Below are 23740 nucleotides of genomic sequence, written 5' to 3' on the forward strand. Positions count from 1 at the left end.
TACTGACTAAATGACCCAGACGCGGCTCCATTTCACCACCGGAAAGATCGAGGCGGAGCGCGTCTTCGCGGCGCTCGAAATGGCCTTCGAGGATGAAGGCCTGCCGATCGCCGTGATCGAGGTCGACGAGGACCAGGATATCCACGAAGTCTCGCTTTACACCGATGGCGACGTCGATGCTGTCGAGGCGCGGATGAAGGGCGTTCTCGCCGGCCTCGCTCTGTCGAAGCCGATCGGGCGCGAGGCGCTGCCCGACATCGACTGGGTGGCCAGCTCTCTAGAAGGCCTGAAGCCGGTGCGCGCCGGCCGTTTCTTCGTCCATGGCGGGCATGATCGCACAAAGCGCCACAGCGGCGAACTTGCCATCGAGATCGAGGCCGGCCTTGCCTTCGGCACCGGCCATCACGGCACCACCGCCGGCTGCCTCGAAATGCTGGAGAAAGTGGTGCGGCGCGAGCACCCGCGCAATGCGCTCGACCTCGGCACCGGCAGCGCCGTGCTGGCGATTGCCGTCGCCAAGCTGGCGCATATTCCGGTGCTGGCCACCGATATCGATCCGGTGGCGGTGAAGGTGGCCGCCGCCAATGCGCGGCTCAACCACGTCAAGGCACTCATCGAAACCGTGACCGCGCCGGGCTTCCACCACCCGATCTTCGGCAAGCGTGCGCCCTTCGATCTCATCGTCGCCAACATATTGGCGCGGCCGCTGATGCGGCTGGCGCCGCAAATGGCCGGACACATCACGCTTGGCGGCTCCATCGTGCTGTCAGGCATCCTCGAGCGCCAGCGCGACGCCGTCATCTCGGCCTATGTCGGCCAGAATTTTCGGCACGTGCGCACCTTGCACCGCGAGGGTTGGGTGACGATCCACCTCAAGCATTGAGGTCGGCAAGGCACCACCGGTCTTTCCCCGGCATTGCCAAGGTGTGTTGAGATTCAGGTCAGGCCGACTGGCTAGAAGCTGATGCCCAGATTTGCCTTGAAGCCATTATCGAAGGCATCCGTCCCGAACTGCCCGGCATAGGACAGGCCAAGCGTGGCGTTGCGCGCCAGTTGCACATCGAAGCCGGCTTCGACCAGCATCGCATCCCTGGCGATCGGCACACCGGCAATGGTGAAGCTGTCGCCACTGGCGAAGGCAACGGTCGACAGCGGCGTCACATCGCCGAAAGCATGGCGCCAGCCGAGCATGCCGCGCGCGGTCGCCGCAACGCCGCCAAGGGTGACCTCGGTCGACGCCCTGACGCCCAGCGTGGTGAAGGTCGCATCGGTGGTCGAACTGCTGCTGGTCAGCGCCGCGGCGCCGCCGCTCTCCGCAAAACCATCCGTGTGCAGGTTCACATAGGCGAGGTTGGCGAAGGGCTCGAAGGCAAACGGCCCGGCATCGGTCTTGTAGGCCAGTTCGCCGAAGGCCTGCGCGGTCGCGGCGTCATAGTCGGCCGACAGGCTGTCGGTAAAACGCTGGAACACAACGGAGCGCGACGTCGAGATCCGGTGCCAGGTGTAGGCGGCACCGGTGCGGAAGGCGACGGCGCCCCAATTGGTCCCGCCATAGAGGCCGAGATGATAATTGTCGCTGTCGCCGGAAGAATTCCTGTCATCGGCATCGAAGCTGATGCGGCTGTAGCCGCCGACCACGCCGATGCGCCAGTCGCCGGCCAGGCCGTCGGCGCCGACCAGCAGGCCGCCCGTCGAACGATCGAATCGGGCCGCATTGCCGTCGCTGTCGGTGCTGCCCCAGGAACCAAATCCCTGCGACCAGATGGCGAAACGGTCGGTGTCGGCGGCGACGGGCTGAACGCCGTCCTCGCCATAGGCCATGACCGGCAGCGAGGCGGTTTTGCCGCTGTCACCGAAGGCCGCACGCAGGCGCGCCGTCACCGCGTCTTGCAGCAAGTGGCTGTCCTGCACCAGCATGCCCTTGGCCGAGGCATGGATTTCGCCGGAAAGCTGGTCGAAGGCGGCTTGTGCCGCCGCGTCGCTCGGCAAGGCAAGCACCGCACTGACCAAGGCGCTGCTGGCCGCGCTGTCCAGCCCCTCGCCCGTGGCGATCTGGTTCGGCGTCACGCCAGCCGAGCCGAAGGTGTTCGTCTGGGTGACGTCGACATAGACATTCGTCTGACCGGAGTGGGTGCTCAGGCTGGCGAAGGCGGAGACCTGTGGATCGCCCAGCAGGGTGAAGGTTCCGGCCACGCTGGCGGCTTCCAGCACGATGTAGTGGGCGCCCGCCACCAAGTCGTCCAGCCCAATATTGGTCACACTCAAGCCGGCGCCTGATTCTATGCTTGCCGCGCCTACGGCAATGATCCGATCTGTTGCGCCGGCGGCATTCAGTTCCACCGCATAGGTCGAGCCCGATGCGAAGCTGGCGTCGCCATAGACCGCCAGCGTGCCGATGCCATTCTTGCCGGGCGCCACCGTGCCGGAAACAGCAAGCGAACCGACCGAGCCACCACCGCCGAGTGTGGCGCCACTGTCGACCGTAACGGCCGAACCGATCAGGGAACCCGAAACCAGCAAGGTACCGGCCTTCACCTCGGTCCCGCCCGACAACGCGTTCGTACCCGACAGTTCGAAAGTTCCCGTCCCGTCCTTGATCAGCCCGTTGCTGCCGGTGATGACGCCCGAAAACACCGTCGAGCCGTTGTTGCCTCCGGTCGTCAGCTTGCCTGTCCCGGCATTGACCGCACCGGCGCCGGCCAGCGAGCCGATCGCCTGGTCGAAATTGTTGAGATCAAGCGTTGCACCGCCTTCGATCGTATAGGCGCTGTTAGCGCTGAAAATGTTGGCGGCGAACAGGCCCGCCTTGAGCGTGCCTTGGGCGACATCGGTGGCCGTGGCATAGTTGTTGTTGCCAGCGAAACCGTCCACCGTCAGCGTTCCGGCCCCCGTCTTGGTGAATGTCCCGCTCGGCGTGCTGTCGTCTCCCATGCTGGCGGTCGTGCTGACGTCGAAGCCGTTTGTATCGATGGTGCCGCCGGCGGAGCCGAACAGGATCGAAACATTGGCAAGGGTGAGGTTCGCACCCGCCTGCAGCGTGCCGCCGTCGAGCGTGATCGGCCCCAAACCCAAAGCATGATCGGCCGTGACCCGGATCGTTCCCTCCTCGATCCGGGCGCCGGAGCCGAAACTGTTGTTGTTGGTCAGCACGAGCGTGCCGGCGCCGGTCTTGACGATCGCGGATGGATCGCTGAGGTCCGAAATCTGGCCGGCATAGGTTCCGGTTGCCCCGGATCCGACATTGATGGTCTGGCTGAGATCGATGGTCAGGTCGTTGTGGATCGTGACGCCATCCTGGATATCGATCACCGTTCCACTGAAGGCGGAAAGCAGGCCGGTTCCCAGAGCATTGTTGTTGCCGAGGCTGAGCTTACCACCAAAGAGGTTGGTGCCGCCGGTGTAGGTGTTTGCGCCATTCAAGGTCAGCAAGCCATCGCCGCTCTTTGTGAGGCTTGCGCCTGAGATCGTTCCATCCGCTGTAAAATGAGCCCCGGCAGCAACCGTGAAAACGGTGTCGGAGATGAGATTGAAACTGCCGCCGGCGTCCAGGTCGGGAATGAAATTGTTCGTTTGCACGTTGACCGCGGCCTGCCCAGAGGCCTGGAAATTCAAAACACCGTTTGAAAACCGGTAACCGCCGGAGGTGCTCGTGGCATTCAAGTTGAGCGTCCCGACCGTATAGGGTCCGCCAGTCAGGAAAACGGTATAGCCGAGCCCCTGGTCCGGCGCATCATGGTTGAAGTTCGCGACCGCATCGACGCCGTTGGGAATCGTTTCGGGAGTCCAGTTCGCAGCTATACCCCAATCGCCGCTGTTGTGAGCGAAATCCTCGGCCGCGGCGGCACCGGACATGATCGGCGTTACAGCGGCCGCAATCAGCCCCGCCATCAGCAGAGCCGGAAGCGACGTGGACGACAGAAGCGAGCCCGCAAGCCGCGCAGTCACCTCGCCATCGCCTTTAGCACGCACTGTAGAACCGGAATATCTCATGAAAATCCCCCGACCAGCCATCCCTTGGCTGAATCGACCCTTGAAGCCCATGGCGACGCTACGAAACCCGCTGCCGAGAGACAAGCGAATGTAGGCCGTAAAGACTACCGGAACCAAGCAACACAGAGCCCCGACAAGAAATCAGAGCAAATCCGTTGCGCATTTGCGTCAACCAATAGTTGGCGACACCAGATGCCGGACTGCCAACAAGCCCGATTTTTCCCGACTGACTGGCTCAGGATACAGTCCTCATTTTCAACATCGATCCTGCAAGCGGCGCATGGCCAGCATCATGGCTTTGCCGGAAGTGGTTCCCTGACACCAACCTTGACCGGAAGGACCCACCCCCGGCGATCAAGACAAGAAAACCCGGAACAGATAACTTGCCGCACGAAGTGACGCACGCTCAAAAAGCAACCTTTGCTGACTTTTTCTGGTTACAATTCCCGTGTGCTGGCGGGCAGCGCAGCAATGCCGCGTCGTGTTCGGGGTGGATAGCGACAACGCAGCCTTCGTGCTGCTGGACCAGCTCCATTAGGTTGTCAGCCAGGCGGCGCTGTAGCAGGTTGCGCCAACCGGAAATCGATTCCGACTTTCGAGCCCATACGCTACGGTCGCACTACGACAGGGAGGCCCTTCATGTTCCAGACCTTCGATTCCGCCGGCGACCCGGCAGTCGGCAAGCCACGCGTGGCGCTGCTGCGCCAGTGGCTGGCCGCGAATGGCCTCGATGGCTTTGTCGTGCCACGCGCGGACGAGCATCAGGGCGAGTATGTCGCCGACCGTTCGGCACGGCTGAAATGGCTGACCGGCTTCAGCGGCTCGGCCGGCGTCGCCATCGTACTGCGCGACCGCGCCTTCGTCTTTGTCGACGGGCGCTACACACTGCAGGTGCGGGGCGAGGTCGATCTCGACATCTTCTCGATCGAAAGCCTGGTCGACAACCCGCCCGCCGTCTGGCTCAAGGACAATATCGGCAAGGGCGCGCGGCTGGGCTTCGATCCTTGGCTGCACACGATCAGCGAGGTCAAGGCGCTGCAGGCCTCGGCCGACAAGACCGGCGCCGTTCTGGTGCCGCTCGACAGGAATCCGATCGACATCATCTGGAAGGATCAGCCCGCGGCCCCGGTGACCCCGGTCGAGTTGCACCCGATCGGCTTTGCCGGCGAACTCGCCAAGGACAAGCTGGCGCGGCTGGCGGCGGCGATCGGCAAGGACGGCGCCACCCATGCCGTACTGACCGACCCCTCCTCCATCGCCTGGGCCTTCAACATCCGTGGTGGCGACGTGCCGCACACACCGCTGGCGCTCGGCTTCGCCATCCTCGCCGCGGATGGTTCGCACCAGCTGTTCATGGACAAGCGCAAATTCCCGCGCCAGGTCGCGGCCTATCTCACACAGCTCGCCGATTTGCATGAACCCAGCGAATTCGAAGCGGCGATCGCAGCGCTTGCCAAGGGTGGCGCCAAGATTGCGCTCGACCCGGTGCTGGCCGCCGACCGGCTGCGCATGCTGGTCGAGGACAATGGCGGCACGGTGATTGCCGCGCCCGATCCTGCCCGCATTCCGCGCGCCACCAAGAACCAGGCCGAGATCAACGGCTCGCGCGCCGCGCATCGCCGCGACGGTGCGGCGGTGGCGAAGCTCCTGTGCTGGCTGGAGCGGCAAAAACCCGGCTCGCTTGACGAGATCGCGGTCGTCACCAGGCTGGAGGAGAGCCGCCGGCAGACCGGCGAGGAAACGCAGATGCCGCTGCGCGACGTCTCCTTCGACACCATTTCCGGCGCCGGCCCGAACGGCGCCATCATGCATTACCGCGTGTCGCGCGCCACCAGCCGCAAGCTGCAGGCCGGCGAGCTGTTCCTGCTCGATTCCGGCGCGCAATATCAGGATGGCACCACCGACATCACCCGCACCGTGCCGATCGGCCAGCCGACCGAGGAGATGCGCGAACGCTTCACGCTGGTGCTGAAAGGCATGATCGGCATTTCCACGCTGCGCTTCCCTGCCGGCACGCGCGGTTCGGAAATCGACGCCGTCGCCCGCATGGCGCTGTGGAAGCATGGCTGCGACTTCGCCCATGGCACCGGCCATGGCGTCGGCTCGTATCTCGCCGTGCACGAGGGGCCGCAACGCATTGCCCGCACTGGCACCGAAAAGCTGCTCGAAGGCATGATGCTGTCCAACGAGCCCGGCTACTACAAGGAAGGCGCCTACGGCATCCGCATCGAGAACCTGATCCTGGTGACGCCGGCCGAACAAATCGAGGGCGGCGACATCGCCATGCACGGCTTCGAGACGCTGACGCTCGCCCCGATCGACAAGCGGTTGGTGCGGTCAGACCTTTTGACGCGCGAGGAGCTGCATTGGCTCGACCAATACCATGCATGGGTGCTGGCCGAGATCGGACCGATGCTCGACGGCGAAACGCTGGCCTGGCTGGAAAAGGCAACGGCGCCGCTGCCGCACGACGCGAAGATTTGAGGCCGCTGATATTCAGCTTGGAAGGCTGACGCTGCCCTACCCGACGAACTGCCGCGCCACGATCAGCACCGCCGCACCGGCCAAAAACATCGACATCAGCCCGCCGCGCAGCGAAACCACGGCGGTGACGGCCAATGCCGCCCATTCCGCTGGTCCGGCATTCAACAGCTCCGGCGCCACCAGCGTCGTCAGCACCGCCGCCGGCACAGCGTTGAGGCCGGCCTCGACGCGCGGATGGATGTTGTCGAAGCGGGAGATAACCAGATGCCCGCCGATGCGCGTGAGATAGGTGGCGATCGCGCCGGCGATGATGATCCAGAAAGTCGTGCTCATGGCCGTTCTCCCACGCCGCTATGATGCGGCGGCAGGATGACCGCGAGCAGCACGCCGGCAATGGCGCCGATCGAGACGTGCCAGGGCGAGCCGACCGTCTTGTAGGCGATGATCGAGGCACAGGCACTGGCGATGACCACCGGCAGCCACAGCGGCCGCTTGCGGAAGCCCATCACCAGGCCGAGGAAGTAGATCGGCAGCAGGAAATCGATGCCCAGCGCATGCGTGTCGGGGATGAGCTTGCCGAACACCGCGCCGAGCGCGCTTTCGATCACCCAGAACACATAGACCGGCAGGCCAAGCCCCAGATACCAGGCGAAGCCGACGGTCTGGCCGGATTGCGCCCGCGCCTCGGCCACCGCAAATTGCGGATCGGCAAGGATGAAATAGCCGAGCGCCTGTTGGATGACAGGCCAGTGCGCGATGCGCCGGCCGATGCCGGCGGAGTAGAGCACGTGGCGGAAATTGACGGCGAAGATCGACAGCACGATCAGCCACGGTGCCACATGCTGGCCGAACAGCTGGATGCCGACCATTTGACTGGCGCCGCCGAACACCAGCGCGCTCATCAGGAAGGCCTCGAACACCGAGAAGCCCTGATCGACGGCAAGCGCTCCGAACAGCACCGCGAACGGCGCCGACGCCACCACGACAGGCATGGAGAGCCGCACGCCTTGCCAGAAGTCGCTTCTGCCGCCGCTCTCTGAGATCACGTCAGTCGCCATCGGCCACTCCTGCTGCATGTCGCCCAAAAGTGCGTGGGATTTGGGATAACGACATGCCCAACAACAAGGGAGTGGCGGTATGTAGGCGGCGTACCTTGCCTTGTCACACGAATTCGCTTGAGCCAAACGATCAGCGGAAATGATCGTTGCCGCGCTTGAACTGTGGCTTAGTCCTTCGCGATTTTGCCCTCGATCGCCCGGCCCCAGTCGAGCAACGGCTTGGCGCGCAAGGTGAAATCGACGAGTTCCTCGACCAGTTCCGGCCCATGAATATCCGCCGGATCAATCGCATGCCGAACGGCAAAATGCCGGCTGCGGATAGCAGCGACAAGGTCCTCGTCCGTGACATGCTCGAAGCCGCGCGGCGTACGCTTCATGCGGTCCTCGGCGTCAAGCTCGAGGCCGTTCTTCTTCAACGCCTTTACCATCGCGCGAAACCGGTCGGGCCACGTCTCGATGGCCCGCCGCATCGCCAGCAGCAGCGCTGCCTCCGGCTGCCACCAGGCGACGCCGGCAAAGCAGCCCTCCAACCCGATATGAACGTAGAACACGCCCTGCACGGCCTTGCTGCCATCCGGCGACAGGATCGCCGAGACATGCCGGTTGTAGGGCCGCTTGTCCTTGGCGAATCGCACGTCACGATTGATGCGGAACAGTGACTTCTTGCGGTCGCCGCGCAAACCGAGTCCCGCCTCTGCAAAGCGCTGCGTCAGCGTGTCGACGAGATCACCCAGAGGATCGCGCAATTCCTGTTCGAACAGGTCGCGGTTCTCCAAAAACCACTCCCGGCTCTGGTGGAAGTCCAGTGCCTTCAGGAACGGAATGGCCTTTTGGCCAAAGCCTTTGAACGCCGTCACGCCTTGCCGACCCGCTGCAGCCATGTGTCCTCGTCGATGACTTCGACGCCGAGTTGACTGGCAAGCTTCAGCTTGGAGCCGGCACCAGGTCCGGCCACCAGCAGATCGGTCTTGGCCGAGACCGAGCCGGCGACCTTGGCGCCGAGACGCTCGGCCATCGCCTTGGCTTCGGAACGCGTCATCTTCTCCAACGAACCGGTGAAGACGATGGTCTTGCCGGCAACCTCGCTGTCGGCCGAGACGGTGACGATATAAGGCTTCGGCTTGACCTCTCCGAGCAGCTTGTCGAGCACGTCGTCATTGCGCTCGTTGCCGAAGAAATCGCGCAGCGCATCGATCACCGTGTCGCCAATGCCGTTGACCGACGGGAAGACGGTGTGCGGATCCTCTGCCGCCGCCGTCTCCTTGCCGACGCGGATCAACTCCTCGATGGTGGAAAAGGTCTTGGCCAGCACGGCCGCCGTCGTCTCGCCGATATGGCGGATGCCGAGCGCGAAGATGAAGCGGTCGAGTTCCGGCTCGCGGCGCGAATCGATGGCGGCAAACAGCTTGTCGAGGCCCTCATAGTTGCGATCCTCGACGCTGCGCACATTCTTGCGCGTCTTGCCGGATGCCGCCTCGCGCTGCCTCGCCTGCTCCTCGCGCCGCTCGGCCAGCGCCTTGGTGACGGCGGGACGACGATCCCTGAGCGTGAAAATATCGGCGGCCGTCTTGATCAGCCCGGCATTGAAGAACGTGTCGATGTTTTCGGCGCCCAGACCCTCGATATCGAGCGCCCCGCGCGAGACGAAATGGCGCAACCGTTCCACGGCCTGTGCGGCGCAGATCAGCTCGCCGGTGCAGCGCCGGCGGGAGTCTTCCTTGCCGGTCTTCTCGTTGATCTCGCGCGTGGCCGGCGACCCGCAAACCGGACAGGTATGGGGGAATTCATAAGGCACGGCATCAGCCGGACGCTTGTCGACGACGACGCTGACGATCTGCGGGATGACATCCCCAGCCCGCTGGATCACCACCGTGTCACCAATGCGCACATCGATGCCGTCGCGGATCGGCAGGCCGTTGCTGTCGAAACCCTTGATGTAGTCCTCATTGTGCAGCGTCACGTTCTCGACCACGACGCCGCCGACGGTGACGGGGGCAAGCCGCGCGACCGGCGCCAGCGTGCCGGTGCGGCCGACCTGGATGTCTATCTTCTGCACGGTCGTCATTGCCTGTTCGGCAGGGAATTTGTGCGCAACCGCCCAGCGCGGCTCGCCAGTGACGAAACCCCAGCGGCGCTGCAGCTCCAACTGGTCGACCTTGTAGACGACGCCGTCTATGTCATAGCCAAGCGACGAGCGCTGCTCCTCGATCAGATGGTAATGCGCGACCAGTTCCTCGGCCGACTTCGCCCGAACCATCAAAGGGCTGATCTTGAAGCCCCAGTCGGCGAATTTTTGCACCGATTCGTACTGCGTCGGCGCCGGATCTGCTGTCGTGAAGCCCCAGGCATAGGCGAAGAATTTGAGGTTGCGGCTGGCGGTGACGGAGGCATCCTTCTGGCGCAGCGATCCGGCAGCCGTATTGCGTGGATTGACGTAGTCCTGGCCGCCGGCCGCGGCCGAGCGCGCCTTGAGCGCCTCGAACTCCGCATAGGTCATGTAGACCTCGCCACGTATCTCGATGGTATCGGGCCAGCCCGAGCCTTTCAGCCGCGCGGGGATGTCGGCGATGGTTCTCAGATTGGCGGTGATGTCTTCGCCAACCGCGCCGTCGCCGCGCGTCGCACCCTGCACGAACACGCCCTTCTCATAGCGCAACGATGCCGACAGCCCGTCGATCTTGGGTTCGGCGGTGAAGGCGATATCGAGATCCTTGTCGCGGTCGAAGAACCGCCGGCCGCGGTCGATGAAATCGGTGACGTCCTCGTCGGTATAGGCCTTGGCAAGGCTGAGCATCGGCACCGCATGGCGCACCTTGGCAAAGCCTTCCGCCGGTGCGGCACCCACCCGGAGCGAGGGCGAATCCTCGCGCACCAGGCCAGGAAAGCGCTCCTCTATGGCAAGGTTGCGACGCCGCAGCGCATCATAGTCCGCGTCCGTGATCGTGGGCGCGTCCTCCGTATGGTAGCGTCGGTCGTGCCCGGCGATCTCCTCGGCCAGCCGCTGGAGCTCGGCTTCAGCCTCGCTTTCGCTGAGCGAATCGACAGGTTTTTCAGCCATGCTTTTCTCCCCCGAACGGTGGCACGTCACAATAGATCAGGATTTTGGGAAAATCATTCCTGAACAGCAGGATGGAGCCATATCCTGACTCTGTCCCATATCCTAAATCGGCCATGACGCCGGATGTTCTTACGCCGCGTTTGTATTTTCACGCAGCAGCCGCTCGGCGGCGGCGCGCGCCTCGTCGGTGATCGTGGCGCCGGCCAGCATGCGGGCGATCTCTTCCTGCCGCGCCGTCCTGTCCATCTCGGCAATGCCGGTCGCCACGCGGTCGGTGCTGCCCGATTTGGATATCAGGAAATGCGTCGCCGCGCGCGCCGCCACCTGCGGCGCATGGGTGACCGACAGCACCTGCACGCGCTTCGACAACCGCGCCAGCCTCTGGCCGATGGCATCCGCCACGGCGCCACCCACGCCGGTGTCGATTTCGTCGAAGACCAGCGTCGGCGCCGAGCCACGGTCGGCCAGCGCCACCTTCAGCGCCAGCAGGAAGCGTGACAGCTCGCCGCCGGACGCCACCTTCATCATCGGCCCGGGCCGCGTGCCGGGATTGGTGCGCACCCAGAACTCGATCTGGTCGATGCCCTCTTCCATGCGGGTCTCGGCGTCGCTCTTCATCTCGACGATGAAGGCCGCGCGTTCGAGCTTCAGCGCCGGCAGTTCGGCCATCACGGCCTTGGTCAGGCCGACGGCCGCCGCATGGCGAAGCGAGGAAAGCTGCGCGGCGGCACTATCATAGGCTTCGCGTGCGGCAGTGGCCTGCTTTTCCAGCCCATGCAGGCGCTCCTCGCCAGCGTCGAGATCGGCGAGATCGGCAACCATCGTGTCGCGCAGTTGCGCCAGATCGTCGACGGCGACGCTGTGCTTGCGTGAGGCGGCGCGCAGCGAAAACAGCCGCTCCTCCGCCTTCTCCAGCCGCTGCGGATCATATTCGGTGGCGCGCAATGCCGCTTCCACGCCCGACTGCGCCGCGTCGAGCGACAACATCGCCTCGTCCAGCGACTTGACCACATCCTCGAGCAGGCCGGGCGCCTCCGTCGCCTTGCGCTGCAGCCGTCGCAGCAGGCTGGCCAGTTGCGGCAAGGGTGAGGACGGGCCGGACAGCACATCCTGCGCATCATGGATTTCGGAAGCGATCTTTTCGGCGCGCATCATGTGAGCGCGCAATTCCGCCAGTTCCGTTTCCTCGCCGGGCTGCGGATCGAGCTTGGTCAGTTCCGCGACCGCGGCACGCAGATAGTCGGCCTCGCGCGCAGCGGCCGTCACCTTTGCGCGGTGGCGTGTAAGCTCCTGTTCACAGCCGCGCCAGTGCCGCCAGGCCTCGCCGGTCGAGCGAACGGCGCCAAGATGACCACCAAAGGCGTCGAGCACGTCGCGGTGGGCGCCGGGATCGACCAAAGCGCGCTCATCGTGCTGGCCGTGGATCTCGACCAGCGCACGGCCGACATCGCGCATCAGGGTGACGCTGGATGGCTGATCGTTGACGAAGACGCGGGTGCGGCCGTCCGCCGTCTGCACGCGGCGCAGGATGATGTCGCCATCATCCTCGATGGCGTTTTCGACAAGCAGCGCGCGCACCGGATGGTTGCGCGGCACGTCGAACACGGCAATGACCTGGCCCTGTGCCGCGCCGTGGCGCACCAAAGAGGCGTCACCACGCGCGCCGAGCGCCAGCGACAAGGCATCGAGCAGGATGGATTTGCCGGCGCCGGTTTCACCGGTCAGCACGGAAAGGCCGGGCTGGAAGTCGATATCCAGCTTCTCGATCAGGACGATATCGCGGATCGACAGTCTGGAAAGCATCAGAACCCGGACCTCAAGCAATTCCAGGAAAAGTGCGTAACGGTTTTCCCACAGGAATTGCGTAGAACAAAAAGCCAGAGCAATTCCAGGAAAAGTGTGAACGGTTTTCCGTCCGGAATTGCGTCAACAAGAGATAGAACGGTTCAGCGCTTCAATCAAACCACTGAACCGCTGTGGAGCGGCACGCGACCAATCGGAGTCGCAGCGCCGCACTATCTTTTTGTTTCAGCGTCGGATCAATCCGAAAAAGCGCGTCGCTGCGACGCGCCTTAGGGGTCACGCACCGGTGATCAGCTTCCCGGCCTTGGATATCCACGATCCGGCATTCTCGCGCGGCGCCAGCCCGTTGCTCTGCAGCAGCTTGTAGGAATCCTTGTACCATGGGCTGTCGGGATAGTTGGTGCCGAGCACCGCGGCGGCCGTCTGGGCCTCCGAGGTCAGCCCCAGCGCGTAGTAGCTTTCGGTGAGGCGGGCCAGAGCTTCCTCGACATGGCGCGTGTTGGAATAGTTCTCCACCACGTTGCGGAACCGCTTGACGGCGGCGATGTACTCGCGGCGTTCCAGATAGTAGCGGCCGATCTGCATTTCCTTGCCAGCGAGCTGGTCGTTGGCGAAGCGGATCTTCTCCTTGGCGTCGTCGACATATTCCGACGTCGGCCAGCGCGTCACCAGATCCTGCATCGTCTGCACGGTCTGGCGTGCTTCCTTCTGATCCTGCGTCACGTCCTTGATCTGGCGATAGTAGCTCAGGCCGATGATGTACTGCGCATAGGCGGCGTCATCCGTGGACGGGTAAAGCGCCAGATAGCGCTTGGCCGACGAGATCGCATCGTCGTAACTGCCCTTTCGATAGTCGGCGAACGCGCCCATCACCATCGATTTACGGGCCCATTCCGAATAGGGATGCTGGCGGTCGACGGCGTCGAACTTCTTGCTCGCCTCGTCCAGGCGGCCGGCATTCAGATTGGCGAGGCCCTCATTGTAGAGAACGTCGGCCGGCTCGGTCTGGTCGACATAGGTCGACAGGTTGATGTCTTTCTCCGGCGACGACATGCAGGCCGACAGAAAGAGCGATGGAACAACCAGCGAAAGCGCCAGGATAACAGACCGCTGGGGCGCCTTCGATTGACCGGCTCTCTTGAAGAACATGATTGGATTGCGCCCTTTCGGCGTTATTTTAATGCCTCTTGCATGCTGTTGTCCCAAAACTGGTCCCCACTTTTGAGCGACATGCACTAACCGACGGCAGCAGCCATAAACCATAACCGCCTTGCCCGGCAACGCTATGTCTAGCCAATCGCACATTTTTGTGGCGGTCGGACAGAGCCGGAGAATCCATGCAATTTCGCTGGATGGTGGTGCATTGATGCCACACCTGCCATCCCGCATGGAATCCGAAAAACGTTAAGGAATCAGATCATCCAGGGCGCGTAGAGCGGCGCATTGACGGCGCTCATCTCTGCCGCGCGGCCACGCTCGCGGCGTGTCGTCTCGACGATCTCGAACGCCGTGCGGTCCGACAGCAGGCGCCGCAGCGCCGCGGCGTTCATCCTGTGGCCACCGCGATAGGAGCGGAAGCAGCCGATGAAACGGGCTCCGGCCAGCGCCAGGTCGCCCATGGCGTCCAGCGTCTTGTGGCGTACGAATTCGTTGGGATAGCGCAGGCCGCCCATGTTGATGACGCGGTTGTCGTCCCCGATCACCAGCGAATTTTCCAGCGAGGATCCAAGCGCATAGCCGGCGGCCCACAGCCGCTCGACATCCTTCATGAAGCCGAAGGTGCGCGCCCGCGCGATGTCGCGGCGGAAAATATCGGCATTGAGGTCGGAGGCAAACAGCTGGCGGCCGATTGCCGGGCTTTCGAAATCGATCTCGATCTCGAAACGCGTACCGTCATAGGGCCTGAACTCAGCCCACGAGGCGCCGTTCTCGATACGAACCGGCTTGATGACCCTGATGTAGCGACGCTTGACCGACAGCGTCTCGATGCCCGCCTGATCGATGGCCTCCACGAACGCCATGGCGCTGCCATCGAAGATCGGAACTTCGGAACCGTCGATCTCGATAAGGACATTGTCGATACCGAGCCCGAACAGCGCGGCCATGATGTGCTCGACCGTGGCGATGTGCTCGCCCGCGGGATCGCCAAGCATGGTGCACAAATCGGTGGCGCCGACCTCGGCAACCAGGGCGCGGAACTCGCGGCCCTGCTCTGCTCCGTTGACAAGTTGGAACACGATGCCGGTATCGGCATCCGCTGGCAGGAAACTGATGGAAACTTCTTTGCCACTGTGGACGCCGGTGCCCGTAAGCGACGCGCGCGTCTTCACTGTCGTCTGATAGTCGTGCAAGACAATCCCCATAAGCCCGATATGCCTAGGTCCGCTTCTCCAGCCCGAGGGCGCGGCTCTTGTTAAATCGGCAGGCAGGGTCACTTCCCCCGAAATCCCGGCACACCGACTATGGTAGGCAGCGAAGATAGTGTCCTGGCAGGGAGACTCCAAATCACGGTTTCTTACCCTCTGTAACCGCAATCCGGAGCGAGCTCGATATTATAACCCTTTGATTTTGCACCATTTAAAATGTTAACAGGCAAGCAATTCCTTGCCTGCCTGTTAACAAATGTTACAGTCCGTTAACCGCTCAGTTGGCCTGGCGGCGCAGGAACGCCGGAATCTCCAGCTGATCGTCGTCCTGAGTCGCCCGGGTCTGCGGCGTCAGGCGGCCTTGGTCATCCAGCTGGCCGCGACGCGGCGCGTAGAGCTGAGCGTCCTGGCTGGCGAGACGGCGCACTTCGGGGGCGGCCTGGCGCAGCTTGGGCTCGCGCGGCTGCGCCGGCTGCAGCCGCGCAGGCTCCTCTTCGCGGCGGGTCAGGCCATTGGTCAGGCGCTTCAAGAGGCCCATCGGTCCGCTATTGTTCTCATGGTCGACCGGACGGCTCTTGGCATCCACCTCGGCCTTCACGACCGGCGGAAAGTCCTCGACGCGCGGCATGCGCTGCGGCGCCATCGCCACCGGCTGCTGCACCTCACGCAGCATTTCGCGCGGCTGCGGGGCCGGCTGCATCATCTGCTGGACGACCGGCTGCGGCATTGGCTGCGGCTGTGCCGGGGGTGCCTGGAAGATCTTGCTCTGCGGGCGGAAATCGTCCGCATGGGCGATCGGAGCCGGACGAGCCTGCGCCATGGCCGCGGCGTTTGCCTCGGCGAGCTGGATGGCTTCAGCGACCGGGTCGGCGGCCCGCGGCTCATAGACAGGCTGCTGGACCGGTGCCGGGCGGCTTTCCACGGCGGCCACGGCTGGACGGCCGGCCGGCTTCGGCGGAGCGGCACGGATCGAGATGGGTGCCGCGGCGATTTCAGCCGCCGACTTGTCGATGCCGGTCGCAACCACCGAGACGCGGATGACGCCTTCGAGCTCCTCGTCGAAGGTGGCGCCCAGGATGATGTTGGCGTCCTGATCGACTTCCTCGCGGATGCGGGTCGCCGCTTCGTCGACCTCGAACAGGGTCAGGTCGCGGCCGCCAGTGATCGAGATCAGCAGGCCCTTGGCGCCCTTCATCGAGGTCTCGTCGAGCAGCGGGTTGGCGATCGCTGCCTCGGCGGCGGCCATTGCACGGCCCTCGCCCGAAGCTTCGCCGGTGCCCATCATCGCCTTGCCCATCTCGCGCATCACCGAACGCACGTCGGCGAAGTCGAGGTTGATCAGGCCTTCCTTGACCATCAGGTCGGTGATGCAGGCAACACCGGAATAGAGCACCTGGTCGGCCATGGCGAAGGCATCGGCGAAGGTGGTCTTGTCATTGGCCAGCCGGAACAGGTTCTGGTTGGGGATGACGATCAGCGTGTCGACGCATTTCTGCAGTTCCTCGATGCCCAAATCGGCCGTCTTCATGCGGCGCTGGCCCTCGAAGTGGAACGGCTTGGTGACGACGCCGACGGTGAGGATGCCCTTTTCGCGCGCTGCGCGGGCAACGACCGGAGCAGCACCTGTGCCGGTGCCGCCGCCCATGCCGGCGGTGACGAAGCACATATGGGTGTTGGTGAGATGATCGAGGATCTCATCGATGCACTCTTCAGCCGCCGCGCGGCCGACTTCCGGCTGCGATCCGGCACCGAGCCCCTCGGTGACATGCGCGCCGAGCTGGATCAGCCGGGCGGCCTTCGACATGGTCAGCGCCTGCGCGTCGGTGTTGGCCACGACGAACTCGACACCGCGCAGACCGGCGGTGATCATGTTGTTCACGGCATTGCCGCCGCCGCCGCCGACACCGAAAACGGTGATGCGCGGCTTAAGCTCGGTGATGTCCGGCTTCTGCAGATTGATGGTCATTGTCTCCGTCCTTTGCCTTTCACGCCGCTTCGCCGCCGCGGCCGCCTATGGGGCTGTCCCCGTCAATTAGAAACTGTCTCTCAACCACTGACTCATGCGATGCAGTTTTCCACCCGTTCCGGTCATCCTGAGACCGGAAATGCCTTTCGCCGGATGGCTCTCGAAACTCGCCATCTGCGGATAGATCAGAAGCCCGACGGCGGCCGAGAAAGCCGGTCCCTTCGCCGCTTCGGGCAGGCCGGCCACGCCTAGCGGGCGGCCGATGCGCACATTGCGTCCCAGGATGCGGCGAGCCGCCTCCGGCAGGCCGGCCAGCTGGCTGGCGCCGCCGGTGAGCACGACGCGCTTGCCGACGGCATTGCCGTAGCCGGACTTGTTCAGCCGGTCGCGCAAGAGTTCGAGCGTTTCGTCGATGCGGGCGCGCACTATGCGCGTCATCACAGAACGCGGGATCTGCAGCGGCACGTCGCCGTCATCGCCGATCGGCTGGATCGAGACCAGGTCGCGGTCGTCGGCACTGCCCGGCAGCGCCGAACCATGCATCACCTTGAGCCGCTCGGCGGCGTCGAGCGACGTCGAAAGCCCCTTGGCCATATCAAGCGTGACATGGTTGCCGCCGATGGCGATGGCGTCGCCATGAACGAACTTGCCTTCCGAAAACACCGAGATGGTCGTCGTGCCGCCGCCCATGTCGATGCAGGCAGCACCCAGTTCCAGCTCGTCGTCGACAAGCGCCGCCAGCCCGCTGGCGTAGGGCGTCGCCACCATGCGCTCGACCGACAGATGCGAGCGGTTGATGGAGAGTTCCAAGTTGCGCATGGGTGCTGCGTCACCGGTCAGCACATGCATATCGACGCCAAGCGCATCGCCGACCATGCCGCGCGGATCGCGCACGCCGCGCTCAGCATCGAGTGAGAAGCCGACGGGCAGCGAATGGATCACCTCGCGCTCGGCCTTGAGCGCCTGCTTGGCGCCGGCGCCGAGCACGCGCTTGATGTCGGCCTCGTCGGCCTCGTGGCCGCCAAGATTGATGGTCGCCGAGAAGCTTTCGCTCTTCAGCCGGCCGGCGGTCATGTTGACGATGAGCGAATCGACCGTCAGCCCCGCCATGCGCTCTGCGGCGTCGACGGATAGCCGGATGGCATGTTCGGCGCGGTCGAGATCAACGACCACGCCCGACTTCACGCCTTGCGACTTCTGATGGCCGATGCCGATCACCTGGATCCGGTGCGAGCGGCCGCGCAACAGCTTGCCGTCATCGTTCGGCTTGAGCTTGGCCACCATGCAGCAGACCTTGTTCGAGCCGACATCCAGCACCGTCAGAGTGCCGGACCGGCGCGACGAGGCATCGCCTGAACCGCCAAGCCAGCTCATATTTTGGTCTCCGACTTGCGCTTGAGGGTCTTCGGCTTCTCGTTGAGCGCGGCCTCGCGTTGAGTCGCCGCTTCGGGCGTCAACTCCACGACCAGCCGGTCTGTAAGGCGCATGTCGACAGCAGCGATGTCGCGCGACAGAAGCCCTTTGTCCTTGTCCATCTTGACGAGTTCGGCGAGTGCCTGGTCCTCATCGTCCTCAGGCAGCTTGACGGTGATGCCGTTGTCCAGCTTCAGGTCCCAGCGCCGATCGCCAACGCGAATATAGCCTTTGACCCGACTTGCGAGATCAGGATATTTTTCGATCTTGGCCAGGAAGTCCGGCGCCTTGGCTGGCGCACCGTCGCCGATCAGCAGCGGCAGCAGCACCTGCTTGCCGCCGGAGAACGGCGCGATGACGGCGCCATCCTTTTCGATGACCGAGAGATCATTCCCCTGCTGCCAGAGCGCGAAGGCATCGCGCTCCTCGACACGCACTTCCAGCGTGTGTGGATAGACCTTGCGCACCGCCGCGACCTCGATCCATGGCAGGCCGGAAATGCGCTCACGCGCAGCCTCGGCATCGAAGCCGATCAGCGAGGTCCAGCCGTCGAGTTCGAGCCTGTCGAGAATGTCGATCTCGGAGGTCTGGCGGTTGCCGACCACCTTGACCTGATCGACGGCAAAGCCGGTTCGGGCGGTGATGCTCTGGATAATGCCGTCGGCATGGCCGCCGAGATAGGCGCCATAGGCCCCGCTCGACGCGAGCAGCACGGCCGACATGATCGCGACGGAGAAGCGCGGCGCCTCGAAGTCGCCATCGCCCAGGCGCGCCAAGATGCGCACCGGGCGGCGAAGCACGCGCGGCAGCACGAAATGGTCAAACGACAATGAGAGGCCGAACAGCGACGGCACGGCCGCGCCCTTCCCCTTGCCCTGTCCCCATCTCAACGCAGACACGAAGCGTCCTCCACCATCCAACTCAACAATTCACCAAACGAATGCCCGGCCTGGGCAGCGATTTCAGGCACCAAAGACGTCGGCGTCATGCCCGGCTGAGTGTTGACCTCGAGCCATACAACCTCGCCATTTTCGGAGTGACGATCGTCATAACGGAAGTCCGACCGGGAAACGCCCCGACAGCCGACAGCTTGGTGAGCCTTGAGCGCCAGTGTCTGTATTTTTTGGTAAATATTCGGTGAAACTTTTGCGGGGCATTCGTGTTTTGATCCGCCCGCGACATATTTTGAATCGTAATCGTAGAAGGAATGGCCCGTCGGGATGATCTCGCAGACGCCGAGCGCCACATCGCCCATGACGGCGCAGGTCAGCTCGCGCCCATGGATGTAGCGCTCGACCATGACGGTATCGCCATATTTCCACTCGGACGACCCAACGACCTGGGGCGGATGCGACTGTCCTTCGGACACGATGACGACGCCGAAGCTCGACCCTTCATTGACCGGCTTGACCACATAGGGCGGCTTCATCGGGTGCTTGTTCTGGATGGCGAAGCGATTGGTGACCTTCGATTCGGCGACGGGAACGCCGACCGATTTGACGATCTTCTTCGCCTGCTCCTTGTTCATGGCGAGCGCCGAGGCGAGCACGCCGGAATGGGTGTAGGGAATGCCGAGATATTCGAGGATGCCCTGGATGGTGCCGTCCTCGCCAAACGGGCCATGCAGCGCGTTGAAGGCGACATCAGGCTTGAGCTCGGCAAGCACGGAGCCGACATCGCGCCCGACATCGACGCGAGTGACCTGGTAGCCTTCCTGCTCGAGCGCATCGGCACAAGCCTTTCCAGAAGACAGGGACACGGGCCGCTCGGACGAAAAACCTCCCAGCAGGACGGCCACATGCTTGCTTTTCATTCCCCGTCATCCCCTCTCACGGCGGACCAAAAACCAAGATTTCCGCAACATTGAGTCCGAGTCTCCCGGCAGGTTGCCCCCCAGACGGAAAACGCGGGTAACGCGTCGAACGACTCAAATCAGGAAACGCTTTGGAGCAGAGAATCAGAGAGTTGATTCACTGGCAAGTGCTTATGATTCCGAGAGATTCACTTTGTGAGAAAATGGCTGCGAAAACCGCCTCGCTGAGTCTTTGCAGCAACGGTTTTGCGCGTTTTGGCAACGCGTTGAAGTTCATGCATCACATGAACTTCAACGGGCACTAAAGCAGTTGGCCCAGAAATTCCTGCACGGCATGTCCAGGCCGGAAATTGCCGATGCGCTTGATCTCCCAGTGCAGCCGGATGCCCGAATGCTCGAGCACGCGCGCGCGCACCGTCTCGCCGAGATATTCGAGGTCGTAGCCGGTCGCGGTGCCGGTGTTGATCATGAAGTTGCAGTGCATCGGCGACATCTGCGCGCCACCGATCATCAGGCCGCGGCAGCCTGCTTTGTCGATCTCCTTCCAGGCCGACGTGCCCTCGGGATTCTTAAAGGTCGAGCCGCCGGTCTTCTCGCGGATCGGCTGCACGGTCTCACGATGGTTCTGCACCGCATCCATCGCCGCCTTGATCGTGGCTTTGTCCTCGGCAAAGCCTTCGAACACCGCCGAGGTGAAGATCAGGCCGGCCGGCGCCGCCGAATGGCGATAGGCGTAGCCCATCTCGGCATTGCTCAGCGTCTGGACATTGCCCTTGCGGTCGAGCGCACGCACCTCGACGACGCGCTCGCGCGTCTCGACGCCGTTCGCGCCGGCATTCATCCTCAATGCCCCGCCAATGGCGCCCGGAATACCGTGATAGAAATGGAAGCCGCCAATGCCCGCTTCCAGCGCCAAGGCCGCCACGCGCTTATCAGGCGTCGCGGCGCCGGCCTTGATCCTGATCGGCGAAACGATTTCGGCCTCGCCAAAGCCCTTGGCCGAAAGCCGGATGACAAAGCCCGGAATGCCGCCATCCCTGACCAGCAGGTTGGAGCCGACGCCGACAATGGTCAGCGGAATCTCTTCGGGAACCGCGCGCAGGAAGGCGGCAAGGTCTTCCTCGTCCGCCGGCTGGAACAGCACCTCGGCCAAACCGCCGGCGCGGAACCAGGTGATCTTGTCCATCTCGGCATTCGGCGTCAGCCGGCCGCGCAGGCCGGCAAGCTTGTCGCCGAGTTTGTCGATCAAGGCCTGGCCGTGCATCATGAGGCGGCAAGCTCCTTGGGCAGAGCGTAGGCCCATTGGGTGATGTTGCCGGCACCGAGGAAGACGATGAAGTCACCGGGCTTGGCCAGGTCGCGAATAATTGGCGCGATCGCCGCCGGACCCTCGATGTAGCGCGCGTCGCGATGACCGCCGGCGCGGATGCGCGACACCAGTTCGTCCGAGGTGACGCCGTCGATCGGGTCTTCGCCGGCCGCGTAGACCGGCGCGACCATCACCGTGTCGGCGTCGTTGAAGCAGGCGGAGAACTCGTTGAACAAATCGTGCAGCCGCGTGAAGCGGTGCGGCTGGGCAATGGCGATGACGCGCCCCTTGGTGGCGCTGCGCGCCGCCTTCAGCACCGCCGAAATCTCGACCGGATGGTGGCCATAATCGTCGAACACATCGACACCGTTCCACGAGCCGGTCAGGGTGAAACGGCGCTTGACGCCGGCGAAGGACGACAGGCCCTTCTTGATCGCCTCGGCGGACAGGCCGAGCTCATGCGCGACGGCTATCGCCGCCGTTGCGTTGGAGACATTGTGACGGCCGGGCATCGGCAGGCGCAGATCCGAAATCGTCTTCTGGGCGCCGGTCTTGCGGTCGCGGATCACCACGTCGAACTCGGACGTCGCGCCCGCCATGCGATGGTTGGTGAAGCGCACATCGGCCTGCGCGTTCTCGCCATAGGTGATGACGCGGCGGTCCTCGATGCGGCCGACCAGCGCCTGCACTTCCGGGTGGTCGGTGCACATCACGCCAAAGCCATAGAACGGCACGTTCTCGACGAACTGGCGGAACGCCTCGCGCACCTTGTCGAAGGTGCCATAGTGGTCGAGATGCTCGGGATCGATGTTGGTGACCACGGCGATCTCCGCCGGCAGCTTCAGGAAAGTGCCGTCGCTCTCGTCGGCCTCGACCACCATCCATTCGCCGTCGCCCATGCGAGCATTGGTGCCATAGGCGTTGATGATGCCGCCATTGATGACGGTCGGGTCGAGCCCGCCGGCTTCGAGCAGCGTCGCCACCATCGAGGTCGTCGTCGTCTTGCCGTGCGTGCCGCCGATGGCGACGGCCTGGCGGAAGCGCATCAGTTCGGCCAGCATCTCGGCACGGCGCACGATCGGCAGCAGCTTTTCGCGCGCGGCCTTCAACTCCGGATTGGTCTTCTTGATCGCCGTCGAGACGACCACCACCTCGGCATCGCCGAGATTCTCGGCCTTGTGGCCGACGAAGCATTCGATGCCCTTGTCGCGCAGCCGCTGTACATTGGCGCTGTCGGCCTGGTCGGACCCTTGCACCTTGTAGCCGAGATTGTGCAGCACTTCGGCGATGCCGCTCATGCCGATGCCGCCAATGCCGATGAAATGCACAAGGCCGATGGTCTGCGGCATCTTCATGGGTGCGTCCCCTTCCTGAAATCCGTAACGGTTTTTCTGGACGCAATAGCCTCTGTGAGATCGGCGAGCAACCGTGCCGCGTCCGGCCTGCCGGCCGACTTCGCGCCCGCGGCCATCGCCGCCAGCCGCCCGGGATTGTCCATCAGCCCGCCAATGAGGGTTGCAATGCGCTCGGGCGACAGCGTCGATTGCGGGTGCACTTCGCCGCCGCCGGCAGCAGCAAGGGCGGCAGCATTCGCCGCCTGGTCGTGGTCGAGCGCATAGGGATAGGGCACCAGCAGCGCCGGCCGGCCGATGACGGCGATCTCCGACACGGTCGAGGCGCCTGAACGCGAGATCACCAGATGCGCCGCGGCGATACGCGCCGCCATGTCGGTGAAGAAGGGCGAGACCTCGACGGCGACGCCAAGCGTGGCATAGGCCGCCTTCACCCGCGCCACGTCATCCGCGCGAGCCTGTTGGGTGATGACCAGCCGCTTGCGCTGCGCATCGGAAAGCAGCCCGATGGCCCCCGGCATGGCATCGGAAAAGAATTGCGCGCCCTGGCTGCCACCGAACACCAGCAGGCGGAAAGGCTCCTCGCCGGTCGACGCCGCGTAAGGCGTCTTGGCCGCCTCCAGCACCGCCGGCCTGACCGGATTGCCTGTCGTCACCGTCTTTTCACCGATGGCACTCGTATCCTGCGGCAGGAAGCCGCCGGCGATGGCGTCGACGCGACCGGCAAGCGCCCGGTTGGCGCGCCCCATCACCGCGTTTTGCTCATGGATCAGCGTCGGCACCTTGCGCCGTGTCGCCGCATAGAGCGGCGGCAAGGTCGGATAGCCGCCAAAGCCGACCACGGCATCCGGCTTGATCCGGCCGATAATGGCGGAGGCCTGGCGCACACCGCGCCAGATTTTCCAGAAGGCGCCAAGCACGGCGATGGGATTTTTCGAACCCATCGTCGCCGACTGGATCGGATGGATGGCGGCAGCCGGGAAGTGGCCGGCAAACCGCTCGGCGCGGTCGTCGGTTGCCAGTTGCACCGACCAGCCGCGCTCGATCAGCTCATGCGCCAGCGCCTCGGCCGGAAACAGATGCCCGCCGGTTCCGCCCGCCGCGAGAAGGATGACACCCCTCGCCATG

17 protein-coding genes are annotated in these 23740 nt (G+C 64.0%); 2 read left to right on the forward strand and 15 right to left on the reverse strand.

The genetic code is table 11. From position 1 onward, the window contains the following. The first annotated feature begins 10 nt into the window (after positions 1–10). Positions 11–883, forward strand: coding sequence for a 50S ribosomal protein L11 methyltransferase (locus AC1D05_RS07680; protein WP_477439686.1), 873 nt, complete (start codon positions 11–13; stop codon positions 881–883). Positions 884–954: 71 nt separating this feature from the next. On the opposite strand, the gene AC1D05_RS07685 is transcribed toward AC1D05_RS07680, so the two are convergent. Continuing rightward, positions 955–3990, reverse strand: a complete 3036-nt coding sequence (locus AC1D05_RS07685) for an autotransporter outer membrane beta-barrel domain-containing protein (protein WP_477439688.1) — start codon at positions 3988–3990, stop codon at positions 955–957. 639 nt (positions 3991–4629) lie between these two features. On the opposite strand from AC1D05_RS07685, the gene AC1D05_RS07690 reads away from it, so the two are divergent. After that, positions 4630–6474 carry an aminopeptidase P family protein gene (locus tag AC1D05_RS07690; RefSeq protein ID WP_477439690.1) on the forward strand — a complete coding sequence of 615 codons (1845 nt, stop codon included), beginning with the start codon at positions 4630–4632 and terminating at the stop codon, positions 6472–6474. 36 nt (positions 6475–6510) lie between these two features. On the opposite strand, the gene AC1D05_RS07695 is transcribed toward AC1D05_RS07690, so the two are convergent. From AC1D05_RS07695 to murG, 14 genes are all read right to left on the reverse strand, one after another. After that, positions 6511–6807: an AzlD family protein gene (locus tag AC1D05_RS07695; protein ID WP_027044773.1), complete on the reverse strand. Its 297-nt coding sequence runs from the start codon at positions 6805–6807 to the stop codon at positions 6511–6513. Next, positions 6804–7532: an AzlC family ABC transporter permease gene (locus AC1D05_RS07700; RefSeq protein WP_477439692.1), complete on the reverse strand. Its 729-nt coding sequence runs from the start codon at positions 7530–7532 to the stop codon at positions 6804–6806. The genes AC1D05_RS07695 and AC1D05_RS07700 overlap by 4 nt, the downstream gene beginning before the upstream one ends. Positions 7533–7699: 167 nt before the next feature. Beyond that, positions 7700–8389 (reverse strand): DUF2461 domain-containing protein, encoded by a 690-nt coding sequence (locus AC1D05_RS07705; RefSeq protein WP_477439953.1) that lies wholly within the window; start codon positions 8387–8389, stop codon positions 7700–7702. Continuing rightward, positions 8386–10590, reverse strand: coding sequence for an NAD-dependent DNA ligase LigA (gene ligA, locus AC1D05_RS07710; RefSeq protein WP_477439694.1), 2205 nt, complete (start codon positions 10588–10590; stop codon positions 8386–8388). The genes AC1D05_RS07705 and ligA overlap by 4 nt, the downstream gene beginning before the upstream one ends. A gap of 129 nt (positions 10591–10719) precedes the next feature. Then, the gene (recN, locus tag AC1D05_RS07715; RefSeq protein WP_477439696.1) at positions 10720–12393 is read right to left on the reverse strand and encodes a DNA repair protein RecN; all 1674 of its coding nucleotides are present in this window, start codon (positions 12391–12393) and stop codon (positions 10720–10722) included. Positions 12394–12669: 276 nt separating this feature from the next. Then, complete coding sequence (locus AC1D05_RS07720; protein ID WP_477439698.1) at positions 12670–13542, reverse strand: outer membrane protein assembly factor BamD; 873 nt, start codon at positions 13540–13542, stop codon at positions 12670–12672. A 263-nt stretch (positions 13543–13805) separates the two neighbouring features. Further along, on the reverse strand, positions 13806–14756 hold the full coding sequence (gene lpxC, locus AC1D05_RS07725) for a UDP-3-O-acyl-N-acetylglucosamine deacetylase (RefSeq protein WP_477439700.1): 951 nt from the start codon (positions 14754–14756) through the stop codon (positions 13806–13808). A gap of 280 nt (positions 14757–15036) precedes the next feature. Next, positions 15037–16725 (reverse strand): cell division protein FtsZ, encoded by a 1689-nt coding sequence (ftsZ, locus tag AC1D05_RS07730; protein WP_477439702.1) that lies wholly within the window; start codon positions 16723–16725, stop codon positions 15037–15039. Between the two features lie 66 nt (positions 16726–16791). After that, entirely contained in the window at positions 16792–18099 is a 1308-nt protein-coding gene (gene ftsA, locus AC1D05_RS07735; RefSeq protein ID WP_064988167.1) for a cell division protein FtsA, read from the reverse strand. After that, positions 18096–19037: a cell division protein FtsQ/DivIB gene (locus AC1D05_RS07740; RefSeq protein WP_477439704.1), complete on the reverse strand. Its 942-nt coding sequence runs from the start codon at positions 19035–19037 to the stop codon at positions 18096–18098. The genes ftsA and AC1D05_RS07740 overlap by 4 nt, the downstream gene beginning before the upstream one ends. Continuing rightward, positions 19025–19951: a D-alanine--D-alanine ligase gene (locus AC1D05_RS07745; RefSeq protein WP_027044763.1), complete on the reverse strand. Its 927-nt coding sequence runs from the start codon at positions 19949–19951 to the stop codon at positions 19025–19027. Before AC1D05_RS07745 ends, AC1D05_RS07740 begins: the two co-directional genes overlap by 13 nt. Before the next feature lie 301 nt (positions 19952–20252). Beyond that, on the reverse strand, positions 20253–21218 hold the full coding sequence (murB, locus tag AC1D05_RS07750; protein WP_477439706.1) for a UDP-N-acetylmuramate dehydrogenase: 966 nt from the start codon (positions 21216–21218) through the stop codon (positions 20253–20255). Continuing rightward, positions 21215–22615, reverse strand: a complete 1401-nt coding sequence (gene murC / locus AC1D05_RS07755) for a UDP-N-acetylmuramate--L-alanine ligase (RefSeq protein WP_477439708.1) — start codon at positions 22613–22615, stop codon at positions 21215–21217. The genes murB and murC overlap by 4 nt, the downstream gene beginning before the upstream one ends. Then, a complete protein-coding gene (murG, locus tag AC1D05_RS07760) occupies positions 22612–23739 on the reverse strand; it encodes an undecaprenyldiphospho-muramoylpentapeptide beta-N-acetylglucosaminyltransferase (RefSeq protein WP_477439710.1) in 1128 nt (375 codons plus the stop codon). The genes murC and murG overlap by 4 nt, the downstream gene beginning before the upstream one ends. Position 23740: the final 1 nt, after the last annotated feature.

The sequence above is a fragment of the Mesorhizobium sp. P2_E9 genome, assembly GCF_056403815.1.

What these genes read in the sequence shown, in the direction of transcription:
- AC1D05_RS07680 (WP_477439686.1), top strand. Translation starts at nt 11, where the DNA reads ATGACCCAGACGCGGCTCCATTTCACCACCGGAAAGATCGAGGCGGAG.
- AC1D05_RS07685 (WP_477439688.1), bottom strand. Translation starts at nt 3,990, where the DNA reads ATGAGATATTCCGGTTCTACAGTGCGTGCTAAAGGCGATGGCGAGGTG.
- AC1D05_RS07690 (WP_477439690.1), top strand. Translation starts at nt 4,630, where the DNA reads ATGTTCCAGACCTTCGATTCCGCCGGCGACCCGGCAGTCGGCAAGCCA.
- AC1D05_RS07695 (WP_027044773.1), bottom strand. Translation starts at nt 6,807, where the DNA reads ATGAGCACGACTTTCTGGATCATCATCGCCGGCGCGATCGCCACCTAT.
- AC1D05_RS07700 (WP_477439692.1), bottom strand. Translation starts at nt 7,532, where the DNA reads ATGGCGACTGACGTGATCTCAGAGAGCGGCGGCAGAAGCGACTTCTGG.
- ligA (WP_477439694.1), bottom strand. Translation starts at nt 10,590, where the DNA reads ATGGCTGAAAAACCTGTCGATTCGCTCAGCGAAAGCGAGGCTGAAGCC.
- recN (WP_477439696.1), bottom strand. Translation starts at nt 12,393, where the DNA reads ATGCTTTCCAGACTGTCGATCCGCGATATCGTCCTGATCGAGAAGCTG.
- AC1D05_RS07720 (WP_477439698.1), bottom strand. Translation starts at nt 13,542, where the DNA reads ATGTTCTTCAAGAGAGCCGGTCAATCGAAGGCGCCCCAGCGGTCTGTT.
- lpxC (WP_477439700.1), bottom strand. Translation starts at nt 14,756, where the DNA reads ATGGGGATTGTCTTGCACGACTATCAGACGACAGTGAAGACGCGCGCG.
- ftsZ (WP_477439702.1), bottom strand. Translation starts at nt 16,725, where the DNA reads ATGACCATCAATCTGCAGAAGCCGGACATCACCGAGCTTAAGCCGCGC.
- ftsA (WP_064988167.1), bottom strand. Translation starts at nt 18,099, where the DNA reads ATGAGCTGGCTTGGCGGTTCAGGCGATGCCTCGTCGCGCCGGTCCGGC.
- AC1D05_RS07745 (WP_027044763.1), bottom strand. Translation starts at nt 19,951, where the DNA reads ATGAAAAGCAAGCATGTGGCCGTCCTGCTGGGAGGTTTTTCGTCCGAG.
- murB (WP_477439706.1), bottom strand. Translation starts at nt 21,218, where the DNA reads ATGATGCACGGCCAGGCCTTGATCGACAAACTCGGCGACAAGCTTGCC.
- murC (WP_477439708.1), bottom strand. Translation starts at nt 22,615, where the DNA reads ATGAAGATGCCGCAGACCATCGGCCTTGTGCATTTCATCGGCATTGGC.
- murG (WP_477439710.1), bottom strand. Translation starts at nt 23,739, where the DNA reads ATGGCGAGGGGTGTCATCCTTCTCGCGGCGGGCGGAACCGGCGGGCAT.